We start from the raw sequence: 16,466 nt of genomic DNA, 5'->3' as shown, positions 1-16,466 counted from the left end.
GAGCCCGTGTACCCGAGGGCCCGCGCGACGATCCCCAGCTCCAACAGCTCCGGATGTGTCAGCGGGTCGCGGCGCCCGGCAGACCTTCCCGGCCACAGCACTAGAGCGGGTGACGGACCCAGACGTTCGGCTCGACGTAGACCGCGTGGTCATGGTCCGGTGCGCAGTGGACGGGGACGAGTGCTCCGGGTACCCGCACCGGACCCGGCGCGTCGAACGGCAGGCCCGTCCACTCGCGCCACTGCGCCAACGAGCCGCTGATCGTCATGGACAGCGGGGCCACCGAGTCGATGACCGCCCCCGCCCGCACATGGACCCGTAGCCACGGGTCGTACGGGAGCCCGTCCTCCCGGATGCGGAACGCGTACTCCCCCATCGGGGTGTCCGGCTCCGCCGGCTTGCCGTTCGGCCGTACGGGCGCCACCACCTCCGCGAAACCGTGCGCGCGGGCGTTGTCCCGCATCGCCGCGAGCATCCGCCCGGACAGGCCCTCACCCTGCCGGTGGGGGCCGACCGTGATCTCGATGGCGCTGACCGTGTCGGGCTCCACCCCGGCCCGGCGGTCCGCGAAGGCCCACATCAGGACCTGATCCCAGCCGCGCGCGGGCAGCGCCCCGCCGCGGCCGTCCACGTGCAGGGCGAAGGGCACGCTGAACGCCCGGGCAACCACCTCCTCGCCGTCCGTGGCGATGAACACGTACTCCGGCAACTCGGCCACCATCCACGGGTACAGCAGCGCGGAGACGGGGTCGTGGGCGGCAAACGCCGGCCAGGGGTTCTTCATGTCCCAGAGCCGGTCGGCGAGTTCGGGCCGCCGGTCGAGCGTGGTGATCAGGATGCCGGTCATGCCCGGAGGCTAGGACGCGGAGGCGGCGGCCACAATCGCTTTACCGCGCGGGCCCGGCGCTCAGACCTGTCCGCCCAGGCCGCCGCCGCGCAGGCGCCGGGCCGCCTCCGTCAGTTCCGCGGCGGCCGCGACCCCGGCGAAGCTGAGCCGGACGTACGGGCCCGGCGGTTCCGCGCAGAAATACGACCGGCCCGGGGCGACCGCCACCCCGGCCCGCAGGGCGGCCGCGACGAAGGCGGCCTCGTCGGTGCCCTCCCCCGGCCGGACCCACAACTGGTAGCCCCCGCGCGGCAGGTGCGGCACCTCCAGGGCGGGCAGCTCCCGGCGCAGGGCGCCCGCGAGCACCTCCCGCCGGTGGCGCAACTCGGCGGAGACGGCCCGCAGGTGGCGCGGCCAGGCCGGCGCGCCGACCAGTTCCAGGGCCGCCTCCTGGAGCGGCCGGGGCACGAAGAAGCTGTCCACGACCTGGATGGCGCGCAGCCGGTCCAGCACCGGCCCCCGGGCGGCCAGCGCCCCCACCCGCATGCTGGGCGAGGTCACCTTGGTCAGGGACCGCACGTGGACCACCACCCCGTCCTCGTCCTCGGCGGCGAGCGTCGGCGGCAGCGCTCCGGCGTCCTCGTGGGCCAGCGCCCGGGCGTAGTCGTCCTCGACGACGAACGCCCCGGCGGCCCGTGCGATCCGGAGCACCTCGGCGCGCCGCGCCCCCGCCAGCACCGCGCCGGTCGGGTTCTGGAACAGCGGCTGGCATACGAAGACCCGCGCGCCCGTCGCTTCGAAGGCGGCGGCCAGCAGCTCCGGCCGGACCCCGTCGGAATCGACCGGGACGGGTACCGGCCGGCACCCCGAGGCGCGCGCGATCGCCAACATGCCGGGGTAGGTCGGTGACTCCACGAGGATCGGGGCCCCGGGCGGCGCCAGCGCCCGCAGCGCGGTGGTCAGCGCGCTCTGCCCACCGGCGGTGATCAGGACGTCGGCCGTGGTGAGCGCGCGGGTCGCGCCGCCGATCTCGCGGGCGAACCAGTCGCGCAGCTCGGGCAGTCCCTCCACCGGTGTCCGCCCCCACGCGCCGGGCCGCCGCCCGGCCCGGGCCAGGGCAGCCGCCATGGCCCGCTCGGGCTGGAGCGAGGGGTGCAGGTAGCCGCTGTGCAGCTCGATCACCCCGGGCGGCGGCGCCGCCAGCGTCACCAGGACCCCGGACGCGTCGACGGAACGCGGCACGACATCGCCGGCGCCCTCGGCGGTCAGGGCGACCTCCTGCCAGGAGGTGTCCCCGGGCGCGGGGACCGACGTACGGGGCTGCGCGCGGTATACCCCGGCACCGGGCCGGGTGACGACGAGCCCCTCCGCGGCGAGCTGGGCGAGGGCCCGGGAGACGGTGACGGGGCTGACCCGGTAGCGCTCGACCAGGGCCCGACTCGACGGCAGCTTTCCACCTGCCGAGTAGCGGTTCAGCTCGGTCCGGAGAGATTCTGCCAGGGACGCCACACTGCTACGCTCGTACATGACAGCACAGAATAGCGCTACTCTCACCGCCTCGATAGCGGTCCGGAAATCGGCGGACCGGAGATCCGCGAGGGGCGGAACGGCTCTGGCCGCCCTCGGCGTCACCATGTTCTCCCTGACCTTCCCCGGGACCGCCTGGGGCCTGGAGAGCTTCGGCCCGTGGTCGCTCGTGGCCCTGCGCGGCGTCCTCGCGGCCCTGGTGGCGGGCGGCCTCCTGCTCGCCCTTCGGGTCCCGCCGCCCGCGCGGGAGCATTGGTCGGGGCTGCTGGTCGTCGCGGCCGGGGTCGTCGTCGGCTTCCCCCTGCTGACCACCCTCGCGCTGCGGACCTCCACGACCTCGCACGCCGCCGTGGTGGTGGGGCTGCTGCCGCTGACCACGGCGGTGGTGTCCTCGCTGCGCACCGGGGCCCGGCCCTCGGGCCGCTTCTGGGCCGCGGCCGTCGCCGGGGCGCTGGTCGTCCTCGGCTTCACCCTCGGGCAGAGCGGCGGTTCCGTCTCGGCCGGCGACCTGTACCTGTTCGGCGCGCTGCTGGTGTGCGCGGCCGGCTACACGGAGGGCGGACGGCTGGCGCGGGTGCTGCCGGGCTGGCAGGTGATCGGTTGGGCGCTGGTGCTGTGCCTGCCCGTCGGGCTGGTCGGCTCGGCGGTCGGGCTCGCCCACGAGCCGGTGCATCCGACCTGGCACGGGGTGGCCGGGCTCGTCTGGGTGGCGGCGGGGTCGTCCTTCTTCGGCCTGTACGTCTGGTACCGGGGCATGGCGGAGATCGGCGCCGTCCGGGCCAGTCAGCTCCAGCTCGCCCAGCCGCTGCTGACGCTCGTCTGGTCGGTCGCGCTGCTGGGCGAGCGGCTGTCGCCGGCCGCGCCGGTGGCCGCCGGCGCGGTCCTGATCTGCATCGCCGTTACCCAACGGGTCAAATAGGGGCCTACCGGCCTAAACTGCTAGCACGGATCGGACCGCCACCGAGGAGGTCAGCTATGCGCGCGACCGAGGGCGACCAGCTGGTACAGCACGGCAGGATCGTGGGCCAGCACGACAAGGTCGGAGAGATCACGCAGGTCCTGGGAGAGAACGGCACCCCTCCCTACCGGGTCCGCTTCCAGGACGGGCACGAGGCCGTGATGTCCCCGGGCCCCGACTGCGTGGTGAAGCACCCGACCGAATCCCCCCAGTGAATCCTCCTCTTCCTCCGTCTGCGCACGGCCGCAGCCGGGTTCAGCGCGGTGGCACCGGCGTCGGATAGTGATCGGCGACCACCCGTGCCATCGCCCCGTTGGGGTCCGCGACCACCTGCTTGGCCGAGAAGTAGACATGGCCGCGGACCTCGGGGTAGCCCTTGGCGAAGCTCACGTGCCGTGACAGTTCCGCGGGGTCCCTCCAGGCTTCGGTCGTGCTGTCGGCGTCGCAGCGGTACAGCGCCTCCCCCACGTACAGGCTCACTCCCGTCCCCGCCACCGTGCGGGCCCACCAGGGGACGATCTCGGCGTAGTCGGCGCTCGGGTGTCCGAGCTGCCAGTACGCCTGCGGCACGATGTAGTCGATCCAGCGCTCCTTGACCCACTTGCGGGTGTCCGCGTACAGGTCGTCGTACGTCCCCACTCCCGCCCGGGTGCGCGAACCCCGCGGGTCCACGTCGTCGTTGCGCCAGACGGCGAACGGGCTGACGCCGAACCGGACCGCCGGCCGGATGCGGCGCAGCCGCTCGGACATCTCCCGGACCAGGGTGTCCGTGTTGTCGCGGCGCCAGTCCGCGCGGGAGTCGAAGGCGCCGCCGTACTCCTCGAACGCCGCGTCGTCGTCGAAGTCCTCGCCCTCGACGGGATACGGGTAGAAGTAGTCGTCCCAGTGCACCCCGTCCACGGGATAGCGGGCCACGGCGTCGGCCATGGCGTCCTGGACGAATCGCCGCACCTCGGGCATGCCGGGGTTGTAGTACAGCTTTCCGCCGTACGCGACCACCCACTCCGGGTTCCGTCGGGCCGGGTGCGTGTCGGCGAGCCGGTCGGGATCGGTGTGGTTGGCCACCCGGTACGGGTTGAACCAGGCGTGCAGCTCCAGCCCCCGCTCGTGGGCGGCGGCGACCGCCGTACCCAGCGGGTCCCAGCCGGGATCACGGCCCTGCGTCCCGGTCAGCCACTGGGACCAGGGCTCCAGCGGCGAGGGCCACAGCGCGTCGGCCGCCGGCCGGACCTGGAGGACGACGGCGTTCAGCCTGCGTTCGACGGCGGTGTCGAGCAGGGCCAGCAGCTCCGCGCGCTGCCGGTCTGCGGACAACCCGCTCTTCGAAGGCCAGTCGACGTTCTCCACGGAGGCGATCCACATGCCGCGGAACTCGGCGGGGGCGGCGGGGGCGGCGGGCGAGCGCCCGGGACCACCCGTGCGGCGCTCGACCCCGGTCTCCCGCGCGGCCCGCGCGGGGCCCGCCGCGGCTCCGGCGGCCAGTAGGCCCGCCGCTCCGGCCAGTAGCCTGCGTCGTCCGATGTGCGCCATGTGACGGCTCCGTTCCGTTCTGTGACATCGCTCGCGTCCGCCCAGCATGCCCGCCCCGGGCCGTCACCCGGTGGAAGGTCGGGGGTAACGTCGTGGGGCGTGGCGGGCGCCGGACAGCAGTTACCACTGCCGAGGACGGGGGACCCGCCGACGGATGAGCAGCGAAAGGCACGAAGTGACTGACCTCCCTTCCGACATCACTCGAGTCGGCGTAGTGGGCTGTGGCCAGATGGGCGCGGGTATCGCCGAGGTGTGCGCCCGCAGTGGCCTTGAGGTCAAGGTCGCCGAGACCACGGGCGAGGCCCTGGAGATCGGACGTACCCGGCTGTACAACTCCCTGACCAAGGCCGCCGAACGCGGCAAGATCAGCGAGGAGGAGCGGGACGCCACCCTGGCCCGCCTCACCTTCACCACCGACCTCGGCGAGTTCGCCGACCGCGACCTCGTCATCGAGGCCGTCGTCGAGAACGAGCAGGTCAAGACGGAGATCTTCCAGGTCCTGGACCAGGTGATCACCCGCCCGGACGCGATCCTCGCCTCCAACACCTCCTCGATCCCGCTGGTCAAGCTGGCCGTCTCGACCTCGCGGCCCGACCAGGTGATCGGCATCCACTTCTTCAACCCGGCCCCCGTGCAGCAGCTGGTCGAGCTGATCCCCGCGCTGACCACGAGCGACGAGACCGTGAAGCGGGCCGAGGCCCTGGTGCGGGACGTGCTCGGCAAGCACGCGATCCGCGCCCAGGACCGGTCCGGTTTCGTGGTCAACGCGCTGCTCATCCCCTACCTGCTGTCGGCGATCCGGATGTTCGAGTCCGGCATCGCCAGCCGCGAGGACATCGACAACGGCATGGAGCTGGGCTGCGCCCACCCGATGGGCCCGCTGAAGCTGGCGGACCTGATCGGCCTGGACACCGTCGCGTCGGTCGCGGACAGCATGTACGCCGAGTTCAAGGAGCCGCTGTACGCCGCTCCCCCGCTGCTCCAGCGGATGGTCGACGCCGGCCGGCTCGGCCGCAAGACGGGTGCGGGCTTCTACCCGTACGGCTGAACCGGCCGGGACGCACCGCACGGCGCGCCGGGCCCGGGAAGGGCAGGGCGGGGCCGGGCAGGGCCTGGCTCAGCCCACGCGCAGGTGGCGCAGCAGGAGCAGACCGGCCGCCATGTTGGCGGCCGGTATCTCGCCGCGGGCGATCATGTCCGGGATCTGTTTGAGCGGGACCCAGGCGCGGCGCGAGGATTCGAAGTCGTCCTCGGGGTGGCCGGTGTAGGTGGCCCCCTCCGCCCAGTAGAGGTGGTGGCGGGCGTCGGTCAGCCCGTTCGACGGCTCGACCGTCATCAGGTGGTGCAGCGGGCCGGGGCGCCAGCCCGATTCCTCCTCCATCTCGCGGGCGGCGGCGACCGCGATGTCCTCGCCGTCCTCCACCACCCCGGCGGGCAGCTCCCAGCCCCAGCTGTCGGTGATGAAACGGTGGCGCCACAGCAGCAGCACCTCGTTGGCGTCGTTGACGGCCGTGGCCGCGGCGACGGGCCGCAGTCGGATCACGAAGTGGTCCAGGTGCCGCCCGTCGGGGAGTTCCACATCCGCGAGGTTCACATCGAACCAGCGGTTCTTGTACACGGTCTGCTCACTCAGGTTCGTCCACTGCACGGCATTGCCACCTTTCTTCGAACGGGTGGCAATATGGCAGCAGTCGGGGGCGTCACAGGGGAACGCGCAGCGCCCCGTCGATGAGCCGGGCGGTCTCCTCGGCGCCCGCGCAGCCGCTGGCCAACAGCTGTTCCCGGACGGTGCGCAAGCGGTCGCGCAGCCGCAGCGATTCCATCCCCTTGGCCCGCTCGGCCATTTCGGCGGCGGACGCCACCGCCCGGTCCGCCTCCCCTTGGCGCAGCTGGACCTCGCACAACATGGCCAGCCGGTGGACCCGGCCGCGGTCGTGGGCCGGGGTGTCGGCGGCGGTCGCCGCCTGGGCGTGCGCGGCCGCCAGATCGCCCAGGCTGAGCAGTGCCTCCGCCACCTGTACGTTGACCAGCCCGGGCTGTACGTACCCGGTCTCGGCCGGCTCCTTACCCGGTTGGATGCGCTCGGCGGCCCCCTCCGCACGCCGGATGCAGCCCAACGCGGCAGCCGCGTCCCCGAGTCGGGCGTACGCCTTGGCCTGCATCGCGTACAGGTCGGCGGCCAGGGCCGGGGTGGTGTGCCGTCCGGCGGCCCGCAGCGCGGCCTCGGCGAAGGCGACGGCCTGCCGGTGGTCGCGCAGGTGCAGCGACTGGTTGACGAGCAGCGCGATCACGTACGCCCCGAGACCCCGGTCACCGCTGGCCTTCGCGAGCCGCAGCGCCTGGTGGAAGTACCGCTGCGCGAGGCCGTGGGCGTCCGAGTCGTACGCGCAGATCCCCGCCACGGCCACCAGGGAGCCGGTCGCCCGGTGCAGTTGCCGCCCGAGGCCGTCGGGGTAACTCCCGCGCAGCAGGGGCGCGGTCTCGCTCCCGAGGAAGCGCACGATGCGGGCACGGGTGGCGAGGCCGCCGGAGCGGCGGTACATCAGCTCGTAGTGGCAGCGGGCGGCCCGCAGGATCTCGATGTGCTCGGGGCCGACGCGGTGGGGGCCCTCCCGGGACACGTCGCCGTCCTCGGGCGGGTTCTCCCACTCCCAGACCGGGATGACGGCGGGCGTTCCCGTCAGCGCCTCCACCGCCGTCGGCCGGGACCGACCGTGCTCGTCGGCCCGCCAGAGGGCGGCGGCGCGGTCCACGAAGCCGCTGAGCGGGGTCGGGTGGGGCGCGGACCGCCCCGGAGGACCGAGCCCGGCGTCGTCCAATGACACGGGCCGCCGCAGCCGCCCGCCGAGCACCTCGCAGATCAGCTCGGGCACGGCGCCGCGCGGTCGCTGCCCCTTCAACCAACGGGAGACGGCCGTGTGTTCGTAGCGCAGCGCGAGTCCGCGGGACCGGCCCGCCTGGTTCACGTGCGCGGCGAGGCCGGCGTGGGACATTCCCGCCTCGGCGAGGAGGGCGTCGAGCAGGGCATTGGGCTGCATGGGCCCCTCCAACGGCTTGTCCCGCTCAGGCTAGTGGGTGCGCGGTTCGCACGGGGTGTGAACCGAGTACGCGCATAAATGCGATACGCACCCTGCCGCGGGGGTGGTCGGGGGCGCTTCACTTAAGGGCCTCGCCAAGAGGCCGCTCGGGTCGTCGGCTCCCCCTCGTACAGTGCGACGACCCGGCACCGCGCCGCCCGTCCTGTTGTCTGCCCGACACTCCACGGCAGGCGGGCGGCGCGCCGCGGTTCCGCCGCAGCCCGGTTGGTCGCCGGGCCCGCCGGAACCGGGGCGCCGCGCACCGGGCCCTCCCACCGGGACCCGGTGCGCTGCCCCGCCCGGGGGTTGCCCCGGCGGCGAAGCGGCACCCGACCGGGGTGGCCGGGATTGCCCGGCCGGCCGCACCCGTCCCGGGGGCTGGACCACGAAGCCACACCCGTACCGGGGTTGCATGGCGAAGCCTTACCCGCCGGGGCCGGATCGCACAGCCGCACCCGTACCGGCGTTACCCCGCGAAGCCCTACCCGCTCGCGGCGAACCCCCACCCGCCGAGGGCTGGACCGCGCAGCCGTACCCGTACGGGGGTTGCCCCACGAAGCCATACCCACCGGGGCTGAATCACGCAGCCGCACCGCTACCCGGCGTTACTCGCCTTCCGTACCGGGAGCGGGACCACAAAGCCGCACCGCCAGGTCGGTTGCTCCGCACAGCCCCACCCGTCCCGGGGCCGGACCGCACAGCCGTACCCGGCGGGGGCCCCGTCCGGACGAGGCTGATTTCAGCCTCGCCGGCGTTTGAGGCGCGGGGGCGGGGCGGAGCCCCGCGGCACCGGCGGCCCGGGGGCGCTTGCGCGGCGGCGCGGCCGAACAACCCGGCAATGAGTGAGGGGCGCGGCCGGGGAAACCCGGACGCGCCCCTCACCGAAGCCCGCGGCGTCGGTTACGCGCCGCGCAGCACCGCCCCCGTACGCTCGGCGGCCAGCGCCACGGCCGCGTCCCGCGCCGCCGTCGACTCCTCCGCCGTCAGCGTCCGGTCGGCCGCTCGGAAGCGCAGCGCGTACGCCAGGGACTTCTTCCCGGCCCCGACCTGCTCACCGGTGAACACGTCGAACAGCCGCAGCGTTTCCAGGAGTTCGCCCGCACCCTTGCGCAGCGCGTCCTCCACCGCCGAGGCCGGCACGGACGCGTCCACGATCAGCGCGACGTCCTGGGTCGCCACCGGGAAGGTGGAGATCCGCGGCGCCCGCACGGCCTCGCCGCCAGCCGCCGCGAGACGGTCCAGGTCGAGTTCCATCGCACTGGTGCGCGCCGGCAGGCCCATCGCCTTGACCACCCGCGGGTGCAGCTCACCGGCGTGGCCGATGACCGTCTCCACCCCGTCCAGGGTGACGACCAGCTCCGCGCAGCGGCCCGGGTGCCACGGACCGTACCGGCCCTGACGCACCACCAGCTCCACACCGGCCTCGACGGCCAGCGAGCGTGCCGCCTGGACGGCGTCCGCCCAATCGGCGGGGCGGCCCTTGCCCCACCAGCCCGCCTGCTCGCGCGCCCCGGCCAGCACGACCGCGGCGTACCGCGGCTGCTCCGGGAGGGCGGCGTTCAGCGTCGCGATCTCCTCGTCCGTGGGCCGACGGTCGACGGGCAGGCGTACGGCGACGCCCGGCTGCCCGGTGGCCCGGAAGACGGAACCGGTCTCGAAGAGCGCGAGGTCGTGGCTGCCCCGGCTGTCGTTGCGGCGCAGCGCGCCCAGCAGACCGGGCAGCAGCGTCGTGCGCAGCGCCGGCTCCTCGTCGGAGATCGGGTTGACCAGCTTCACGACCTGCCGGGCCGCGTCGTGCTCGGGGAGCTGGAGCTGGTCGAAGACGCCCTCGCCGAGGAACGGGTAGCTGAGCGCCTCGACGTAGCCCGCGCCCGCCAGCGCGCGGCCGACCCGGCGGTGCAGCTGCTGCCGGGCGGTCAGTCCGCGACCGGAGGGCACCTGCGGCAGGGTCGAGGGGAGGTTCCCGTAGCCCTCCAGCCGGATGACCTCTTCGGCGAGGTCGTTGGGCTCGGCGAGGTCGGGGCGCCACGACGGGACGGTGACGACGAGCTCGTCCTGCCCGTACACGTCGCAGCCGATCTCCTGGAGGCGGCGCACGACGGTCTCGCGGCCGTACTCCATGCCCGCCACCCGGTCGGGGTGGTCGGCGCTCATCGCGATGGTGCGCGGGGCGCCCGGCGCGGTGAGTTCGGTGACGCCTGCCTCGGCGGTGCCGCCCGCGAGCAGCACCAGCAGGTCGACGGTCCGCTGCGCGGCCGCGGCGGCGGCCTGCGGGTCGACGCCCCGCTCGAAGCGCTTGGACGCCTCGGAGGACAGTTTGAGGCGGCGGGCGGTGCGCGAGATCGACACGGAGTCGAAGTGCGCGGCCTCGATGACGACGTCCGTGGTGCCCGTGACGGTGCCCGTCTCCGGGTCGACCACGGAGTCGGCGATCTCGGTGTTGGCGCCGCCCATGACACCGGCGAGCCCGATCGGCCCGTTGTTGTCGGTGATCACCAGGTCCTCGGCGTCGAGCGTGCGCTTGACCCCGTCGAGGGTGGTGAACGTCTCGCCCTGTTCGGCGCGGCGGACGCCGATGGCGCCGTCCAGCCGCGAGCGGTCGTACGCGTGCAGCGGCTGACCGAGCTCCAGCATCACGTAGTTGGTGATGTCGACGGCGAGCGAGATCGGGCGCATGCCCGCCTTCTGCAGGCGGCGGGTGAGCCAGATCGGGGAACGCGCCTCCGGGTCGAGACCGGTCACCGTACGGGCGGTGAAGCGGTCACAGCCGGCCGGGTCGTCGATCTTGACGAGGTAGCCGTACGAGTTCGGGGCGGGTACGTCCAGCAGCGCCGGGTCGCGCAGCGGCAGGCCATAGGCGGTGGCGGCCTCGCGGGCCACACCGCGCATCGACATGCAGTAGCCGCGGTCCGGGGTGATGTCGATGTCGAGGACCTCGTCGACGAGCTGGAGCAGCTCGATCGCGTCGGTGCCGACCTCGTGCTCCGGCGGCAGCACGATGATCCCTTGCGTGCCGTCATCGCCCATGCCCAGCTCCTCGCCGGAGCAGATCATGCCGTGGGAGGTCTTGCCGTACGTCTTGCGCGAGGCGATCGCGAAGTCGCCGGGCAGCACCGCGCCGGGCAGCACCACGACGACCTTGTCGCCGACGGAGAAGTTACGTGCGCCGCAGACGATCTCCTGCGGCTCGCCGGTGCCGTTGGCACGGCCCACGTCGACCGTGCAGAAGCGGATCGGCTTGCGGAAGCCCTCCAGCTCCTCGATGGTCAGGACCTGACCGACGACGAGGGGGCCCTTGAGCCCGGCGCCGAGCTGCTCGACGGTCTCGACCTCCAGGCCGGCGTCGACGAGCTTGGCCGCGACGTCGCGACCGGTTTCACCCGCGGGGAGGTCGACGTACTCCCGCAGCCAAGAAAGCGGGACCCGCATCAGATCTCCATCCCGAACGGCCGGGTGAAACGGACGTCACCCTCGACCATGTCTCGCATGTCTTCGACGTTGTGGCGGAACATCAGCATCCGTTCGATGCCGAACCCGAAGGCGAACCCGCTGTACTTCTCCGGGTCCACACCGCAGGCGATGAGCACCTTGGGGTTGACCATGCCGCAGCCGCCCAGCTCGATCCAGCCCTCGCTGGAGCAGGTACGGCAGGGGCGGTCGGGGTTGCCCACCGACTCGCCGCGGCACACGTAGCACTGCATGTCCATCTCGGCGGACGGCTCGGTGAACGGGAAGAAGTGCGGGCGCAGGCGCGTGGTGGTGCCCTCGCCGAACAGCTCCTGGACCATGTGGTCCATGGTGCCCTTGAGGTCCGCCATGGTCAGGCCCTCGTCCACGGCGAGCAGCTCGACCTGGTGGAAGACCGGGGTGTGCGTCGCGTCGAGCTCGTCGGTGCGGTACACCCGGCCCGGGCAGACGATGTATACGGGCGGCTTGCGCTCCAGCAGCGAGCGCGCCTGCACCGGGGAGGTGTGGGTGCGCAGCACGACGCCCGACTCGGTGCCCGAGCCCGCGGCGGAGCCGCTGTCAGACAGGTTTTCGGGCCCGCGGACGAAGAAGGTGTCCTGCATCTGGCGTGCCGGGTGGTCCGGCGTGAAGTTGAGGGCGTCGAAGTTGAACCACTCCGCCTCGACCTCGGGACCCTCCGCGACCTCGTACCCCATGGCCACGAAGATGTCCGCGATGCGGTCCATCAGGGTGGTCAGGGGGTGGCGGGCGCCGGCCGGGACGCGGTCGTGGGGCAGCGTGACGTCCACCGCCTCCTCGACCAGCACCCGCTCGTCGCGCTCGGCTTCGAGCTCGACGGTGCGTGCCCCGAACGCCTTGTTCACGGCTCCGCGGGCCTGGCCGACGCGCTTGCCGGCCTCGGCCTTGGCCTGGGGTGGCAGGGCGCCGATCTCCCGGTTGGCGAGCGCCAGGGGCGAGCGGTCGCCCATGTGCGCGGTCTTCGCCTCACGGAGCTCGTCGAGGTCGCCGGCGGCCGCGAAGGCGGCGAGCGCCTCGTCCCGCATGCGCTCGATCTCTTCCGGTTTCAGTGCCTCGACCTCGACAGGGTCGTACGACTTGTTCGGTGCCGACATCTCTTCCCGTACTTCCGATGGCTGGCTGGTGGTCCCCGTACGACTCGATCGGCACAAGGACACAAAGGTGCCAAAGCACGAGTCTAAAGGTCGTCGGGGGTGGAGGGGCCCGTGGGCCGCCTGGCGAGACGCTCCGCAGGGTTACTGCGTCAGGTAGGCCGGGGCGGCGACGGGCAGGATAAATCGGAACTCGGCGCCGCCGCCGGGGCCGCGGCCGACCGTGATGGTGCCGCCGTGGGCCTCGACGATGCCCTTGACGATGTAGAGGCCGAGGCCGGTGCCGCCGCGTTTGCTGCCCCGCCAGAAGCGGGTGAACACGCGGCCCATCGACTCCTCCGGAATCCCGGGGCCCTCGTCGGTCACGGTGACGGCGGTTCCCTTCTCGGTCTTCCCCGCTGCGTTCGCGAAGGTGGTCGGCGACACGTCGATGGTGACGGTTCCCTCACCGTGCCGCACCGCATTTTCCAGCAGGTTCCCCAGGATCTGGTCGATCTTGTCCGGGTCGGCCCACAGGTCCGGGAGCGGCCGGCTGACCCGTACGAGGAACCGTTCGGGGGCCTGCCCGTTCGCGGTCAACGCCTGGACGTGCCGGCCGACGGCGGTGGCGATGTCCACCGGCTGGCGGCGCACCTCCAGCCGACCGGAGTCGATGCGGGAGATGTCCAGCAGTTCGGCGATGAGCCGGGTGACGCGGTTGGCGTCCGCGTCGACGGTCTCCAGCATCAGCCGCTTCTGGTCGTCGGTGAACCGGTTCCACTTGGCGAGCAGGGTCGCGGTGAAGCCCTTGACGGAGGTCAGCGGGGAACGCAGCTCGTGCGCGACGGTGGCGATCAGCTCGGCGTGGCTGCGCTCGGTGCGCCGTCGTGCCTCGGTGCCGCGCAGGGTGATCACGAGGCGGCGCAGCGGGCCGGTGGGATGGGTGCGCACGTAGCGGGCGGAGACCAGTACCTCCCGGCCGCCCGGCAGCAGCAGGTTCCGCTCGGGCTGCCCGCGCCGGGTGGCCAGGCCGCCGTACGGGTCGGTCAGCGCCCACCAGCGGCGGCCTTCGAGGTCTTCCAGCGGCAGCGCCCGGTCGATCCGGGCGCCGAGCGCCTCGCCGGGCGCGAGGGCGGTGATCCGGGCGGCGGCGGAGTTGAAGCAGATGACCCGGCCGGTGTGGTCGGCGACGACCAGCCCGTCGGGGAGGTCGTCGGCGTCTATGCCGAGGGCTCCGAGATCCGCCGGGGCGGCCTCCGCGGGACCGGTGGGGCGCGGCGGCCCGGCCGCTCCGGCGGCTGCCGCCGAGCTGTTCGTACCGACGCTCATGTCCCCGTCTACCCCACATCTCCGAGTGCCGCGGTGGGCCCCCCGGGCCGTCACATTACTAGCTGGGGGTCACGGAGCGGCACCCTCCGGACGCCCGCTGTGCACGCGCGGACGCGTAGAGGCACACCGCGGCGGCCGTGGCCAGGTTCAAACTCTCCGCCTTGCCGTGGATCGGGACGCGTACGACGGCGTCGGCGAGCGCCCGGGTCTCCTCGGGAAGGCCCCACGCCTCGTTGCCGAAGACCCAGGCGGTGGGGCCGCCCATGGTGCCCGCGTCCAGCTCGGCGTCGAGGTCGTCGGTGCCGGCCCCGTCGGCCGCGAGGATGCGTACGCCGGCGGCCCGCAGCCCCTGTACGGCTTGTTCCACCGGCACCCCGACCGCCACGGGCAGGTGGAAGAGGGAGCCCACGGAGGCCCGTACGGACTTCGGGTTGTAGAGGTCCACGGAGGCGTCGGTCAGCACGACCGCGTCCGCGCCGGCGGCGTCCGCGCAGCGCAGCACCGTACCGGCGTTGCCGGGGTCCCGTACGTGGGCGAGGACGGCGACCAGCTTGGGCCCGGCCTTCAGGATGTCCTCGAACGGCGAGTCGAGGAACCGGCAGACGCCGACGAGACCCTGGGGGGTGACGGTCTGCGAGACCTCGGCGAGCACCTCGTCGCAGGCGTAGTGCACGCGCGCCCCGGCCAGCAGCGCGGCCTCGACGATGTCGGCGTACCGCTCGGCGGCCTCGACGGTGGCGAACAGCTCGATGAGGGTCGAGGCGCCGTCGGGGCCGCGGTGCTCGACGGCCTCGCGGACCGCCTGCGGGCCCTCGGCGATGAACCGGCGCTCCTTGGTGCGGAAGTTGCGCCGCGCCAGGCGCCTGGCGGCGGCCACCCGCGGGGATCGGGGGGAGATCAGCTCGGCGGGGGTGCCCATGGCGTCAGCGGTTCTTTCTCGGGTGTCCTGGGGCCGGCTCCCGCGGGGCCTGACGGCCGCGGGGCCTGGCCGGTCGGAGACGGGCGGGGTCGCGGGCCCCGGCGCGCGGGGCGAAAGCACACGGACCCGCAGGCGAGTCGCCTGCGGGTCCGTGGGTGCCGACTGCGTTACGCGGCCGGCCAGTCCTTAGGCAGCGGCCTTCGGGGCGTTGACGTCGGCCGGGAGGGCCTTCTGCGCGACCTCGACGAGCGCGGCGAACGCGTTGGCGTCGTTGACGGCCAGCTCCGCGAGGATCTTGCGGTCCACCTCGATGTTGGCGGCCTTGAGACCCTGGATGAGGCGGTTGTACGTCATGCCGTTCTGGCGGGCAGCGGCGTTGATGCGCTGGATCCACAGCTGACGGAAGTCGCCCTTGCGCTTCTTGCGGTCGTTGAAGTTGTAGACCAGCGAGTGGGTGACCTGCTCCTTGGCCTTGCGGTACAGGCGCGAACGCTGACCGCGGTAGCCGGAGGCCGCCTCGAGGATCGCCCGGCGCTTCTTGTGGGCGTTTACTGCCCGCTTGACGCGTGCCACTTTTTAACTCCTTGTAGCGGGGCCGTGGGTGTCTTCACACGGCCCGAATTCAGATGGGGTCCCGGTCTCGACGTCCCGCTCCCGGCGAGGGGAGCGGAGGACGTCACTTGCCGAGAAGCTTCTTGATCTTCGCGGCGTCGCCGGGGGCCATCTCCGCGGTGCCGGTCAGGCGGCGGGTGACACGGGACGACTTGTGCTCGAGCAGGTGGCGCTTGCCGGCGCGCTCACGGAGCACCTTGCCGGAGCCGGTGATCTTGAAGCGCTTCTTGGAACCGCTGTGCGTCTTGTTCTTCGGCATAGCGCCGTTATCTCCTCGTCGGTGGCGCTCCCGCCGGTCCTGGGGGACCGGCTGCCGGGAGCGTCATGTTGTGTCGGTGATTCCGAGACGGGCTGCCTCGGGATCAGGCGTCGGCAGATGCCTCGTGGGAGGTGTCCGCCTCGTCGGAGGCGGCCTCGGCGGAGACCTCTGCCTCGTTCGCGTCGGCCTCGACGGCGGTGGGGGCCTCCTCGGAAGCCTCCTCCTCGCCGGCGGGGGCGACACCCTGGCGCTCGGCCTTGCGGGCGGCCTGCGCCTCGCGGGCTTCGGCCATCGCCTCGGTCTTCTTCTTGTGCGGACCGAGAACCATGATCATGTTCCGGCCGTCCTGCTTCGGGCTCGACTCGATGAACCCGAGGTCCTCGACGTCCGAAGCGAGGCGCTGCAGCAGTCGGAAGCCGAGTTCCGGCCGGGACTGCTCGCGACCACGGAACATGATCGTGATCTTGACCTTGTCGCCCTGCTTGAGGAACCGAACGACGTGACCCTTCTTGGTGTCATAGTCGTGCGGGTCGATCTTCGGCCGGAGCTTCATTTCCTTGATGACCGTGTGCGCCTGGTTCTTGCGCGCCTCACGGGCCTTCATGGCCGACTCGTACTTGAACTTGCCGTAGTCCATGAGCTTGCAGACCGGCGGGCGTGCGGACGCCGCGACCTCGACCAGGTCGAGGTCGTACTCCTGCGCGAGCTCAAGCGCCTTGGCAAGCGGCACGATGCCGACCTGCTCGCCGCTGGGACCGACGAGTCGTACCTCGGGAACGCGAATCCGGTCGTTGATGCGGGGCTCGGTGCTGATGGATCCTCCTCGGTAGCACCACACGGCTGCCTGGCAGACAGCCGTTGACGTTGGTGTCG

15 protein-coding genes are annotated in these 16,466 nt (G+C 72.8%); 3 read left to right on the top strand and 12 right to left on the bottom strand.

Going from position 1 to position 16,466, the window contains the following annotated elements; translation table 11 throughout:
- Nucleotides 1–100: 100 nt before the first annotated feature.
- Both ABZ934_RS19050 and ABZ934_RS19045 read right to left on the bottom strand, forming a co-directional pair.
- Nucleotides 101–847 (bottom strand): N-acetyltransferase, encoded by a 747-nt coding sequence (locus ABZ934_RS19050; RefSeq protein WP_361314319.1) that lies wholly within the window; start codon nt 845–847, stop codon nt 101–103.
- A 60-nt stretch (nt 848–907) separates the two neighbouring features.
- On the bottom strand, nt 908–2,353 hold the full coding sequence (locus ABZ934_RS19045; RefSeq protein WP_361314316.1) for a PLP-dependent aminotransferase family protein: 1,446 nt from the start codon (nt 2,351–2,353) through the stop codon (nt 908–910).
- Here ABZ934_RS19045 and ABZ934_RS19040 point away from each other — a divergent pair.
- Together ABZ934_RS19040 and ABZ934_RS19035 are read left to right on the top strand one after the other, a co-directional pair.
- Nucleotides 2,352–3,272, top strand: coding sequence for a DMT family transporter (locus ABZ934_RS19040; RefSeq protein ID WP_361314313.1), 921 nt, complete (start codon nt 2,352–2,354; stop codon nt 3,270–3,272). The two genes, ABZ934_RS19045 and ABZ934_RS19040, sit on opposite strands and share 2 nt — an antisense overlap.
- A 56-nt stretch (nt 3,273–3,328) precedes the next feature.
- Nucleotides 3,329–3,526: a DUF1918 domain-containing protein gene (locus ABZ934_RS19035; RefSeq protein WP_190185235.1), complete on the top strand. Its 198-nt coding sequence runs from the start codon at nt 3,329–3,331 to the stop codon at nt 3,524–3,526.
- A gap of 40 nt (nt 3,527–3,566) precedes the next feature.
- Here ABZ934_RS19035 and ABZ934_RS19030 read toward each other — a convergent pair whose 3' ends face one another.
- A complete protein-coding gene (locus tag ABZ934_RS19030; protein ID WP_361314310.1) occupies nt 3,567–4,841 on the bottom strand; it encodes a family 10 glycosylhydrolase in 1,275 nt (424 codons plus the stop codon).
- Nucleotides 4,842–4,995: 154 nt separating this feature from the next.
- Between ABZ934_RS19030 and ABZ934_RS19025 the strand changes: the two genes are divergently transcribed.
- Entirely contained in the window at nt 4,996–5,889 is an 894-nt protein-coding gene (locus tag ABZ934_RS19025; RefSeq protein ID WP_361314308.1) for a 3-hydroxybutyryl-CoA dehydrogenase, read from the top strand.
- Between the two features lie 69 nt (nt 5,890–5,958).
- On the opposite strand, the gene ABZ934_RS19020 is transcribed toward ABZ934_RS19025, so the two are convergent.
- From ABZ934_RS19020 to infC, 9 genes are all read right to left on the bottom strand, one after another.
- Nucleotides 5,959–6,489 (bottom strand): NUDIX hydrolase, encoded by a 531-nt coding sequence (locus tag ABZ934_RS19020; protein ID WP_361314305.1) that lies wholly within the window; start codon nt 6,487–6,489, stop codon nt 5,959–5,961.
- A 52-nt stretch (nt 6,490–6,541) separates the two neighbouring features.
- Complete coding sequence (locus ABZ934_RS19015; RefSeq protein ID WP_361314302.1) at nt 6,542–7,879, bottom strand: transcriptional regulator; 1,338 nt, start codon at nt 7,877–7,879, stop codon at nt 6,542–6,544.
- A gap of 939 nt (nt 7,880–8,818) precedes the next feature.
- Nucleotides 8,819–11,347: a phenylalanine--tRNA ligase subunit beta gene (pheT, locus tag ABZ934_RS19010; RefSeq protein WP_361314299.1), complete on the bottom strand. Its 2,529-nt coding sequence runs from the start codon at nt 11,345–11,347 to the stop codon at nt 8,819–8,821.
- Nucleotides 11,347–12,498, bottom strand: coding sequence for a phenylalanine--tRNA ligase subunit alpha (gene pheS / locus ABZ934_RS19005; protein WP_361314297.1), 1,152 nt, complete (start codon nt 12,496–12,498; stop codon nt 11,347–11,349). The genes pheT and pheS overlap by 1 nt, the downstream gene beginning before the upstream one ends.
- Nucleotides 12,499–12,639: 141 nt before the next feature.
- A complete protein-coding gene (locus ABZ934_RS19000; RefSeq protein ID WP_361314294.1) occupies nt 12,640–13,803 on the bottom strand; it encodes an ATP-binding protein in 1,164 nt (387 codons plus the stop codon).
- A 58-nt stretch (nt 13,804–13,861) separates the two neighbouring features.
- Complete coding sequence (locus tag ABZ934_RS18995) at nt 13,862–14,722, bottom strand: RNA methyltransferase (RefSeq protein WP_361314291.1); 861 nt, start codon at nt 14,720–14,722, stop codon at nt 13,862–13,864.
- 186 nt (nt 14,723–14,908) lie between these two features.
- A complete protein-coding gene (gene rplT, locus ABZ934_RS18990) occupies nt 14,909–15,295 on the bottom strand; it encodes a 50S ribosomal protein L20 (RefSeq protein ID WP_007263143.1) in 387 nt (128 codons plus the stop codon).
- Nucleotides 15,296–15,398: 103 nt separating this feature from the next.
- Complete coding sequence (gene rpmI, locus ABZ934_RS18985) at nt 15,399–15,593, bottom strand: 50S ribosomal protein L35 (protein ID WP_030387121.1); 195 nt, start codon at nt 15,591–15,593, stop codon at nt 15,399–15,401.
- A gap of 103 nt (nt 15,594–15,696) precedes the next feature.
- Nucleotides 15,697–16,431: a translation initiation factor IF-3 gene (gene infC, locus ABZ934_RS18980; protein WP_361314288.1), complete on the bottom strand. Its 735-nt coding sequence runs from the start codon at nt 16,429–16,431 to the stop codon at nt 15,697–15,699.
- Nucleotides 16,432–16,466 lie beyond the last annotated feature (35 nt).

Origin of the sequence: Streptomyces sp. NPDC046557, from assembly GCF_040645975.1 — a bacterium.
Taxonomy (GTDB): Bacteria; Actinomycetota; Actinomycetes; order Streptomycetales; family Streptomycetaceae; genus Streptomyces.
This window is presented reverse-complemented; position numbering and strand designations above follow the sequence as displayed.

Bases quoted from the DNA above. Each gene is read 5' to 3' on its own strand.
- ABZ934_RS19015 (WP_361314302.1), bottom strand. From the start codon at position 7,879: ATGCAGCCCAATGCCCTGCTCGACGCCCTCCTCGCCGAGGCGGGAATG.
- ABZ934_RS18995 (WP_361314291.1), bottom strand. From the start codon at position 14,722: ATGGGCACCCCCGCCGAGCTGATCTCCCCCCGATCCCCGCGGGTGGCC.
- ABZ934_RS19000 (WP_361314294.1), bottom strand. From the start codon at position 13,803: ATGAGCGTCGGTACGAACAGCTCGGCGGCAGCCGCCGGAGCGGCCGGG.
- ABZ934_RS19045 (WP_361314316.1), bottom strand. From the start codon at position 2,353: ATGTACGAGCGTAGCAGTGTGGCGTCCCTGGCAGAATCTCTCCGGACC.
- rpmI (WP_030387121.1), bottom strand. From the start codon at position 15,593: ATGCCGAAGAACAAGACGCACAGCGGTTCCAAGAAGCGCTTCAAGATC.
- ABZ934_RS19050 (WP_361314319.1), bottom strand. From the start codon at position 847: ATGACCGGCATCCTGATCACCACGCTCGACCGGCGGCCCGAACTCGCC.
- ABZ934_RS19040 (WP_361314313.1), top strand. From the start codon at position 2,352: ATGACAGCACAGAATAGCGCTACTCTCACCGCCTCGATAGCGGTCCGG.
- pheT (WP_361314299.1), bottom strand. From the start codon at position 11,347: ATGCGGGTCCCGCTTTCTTGGCTGCGGGAGTACGTCGACCTCCCCGCG.
- ABZ934_RS19035 (WP_190185235.1), top strand. From the start codon at position 3,329: ATGCGCGCGACCGAGGGCGACCAGCTGGTACAGCACGGCAGGATCGTG.
- ABZ934_RS19025 (WP_361314308.1), top strand. From the start codon at position 4,996: ATGAGCAGCGAAAGGCACGAAGTGACTGACCTCCCTTCCGACATCACT.
- pheS (WP_361314297.1), bottom strand. From the start codon at position 12,498: ATGTCGGCACCGAACAAGTCGTACGACCCTGTCGAGGTCGAGGCACTG.
- ABZ934_RS19030 (WP_361314310.1), bottom strand. From the start codon at position 4,841: ATGGCGCACATCGGACGACGCAGGCTACTGGCCGGAGCGGCGGGCCTA.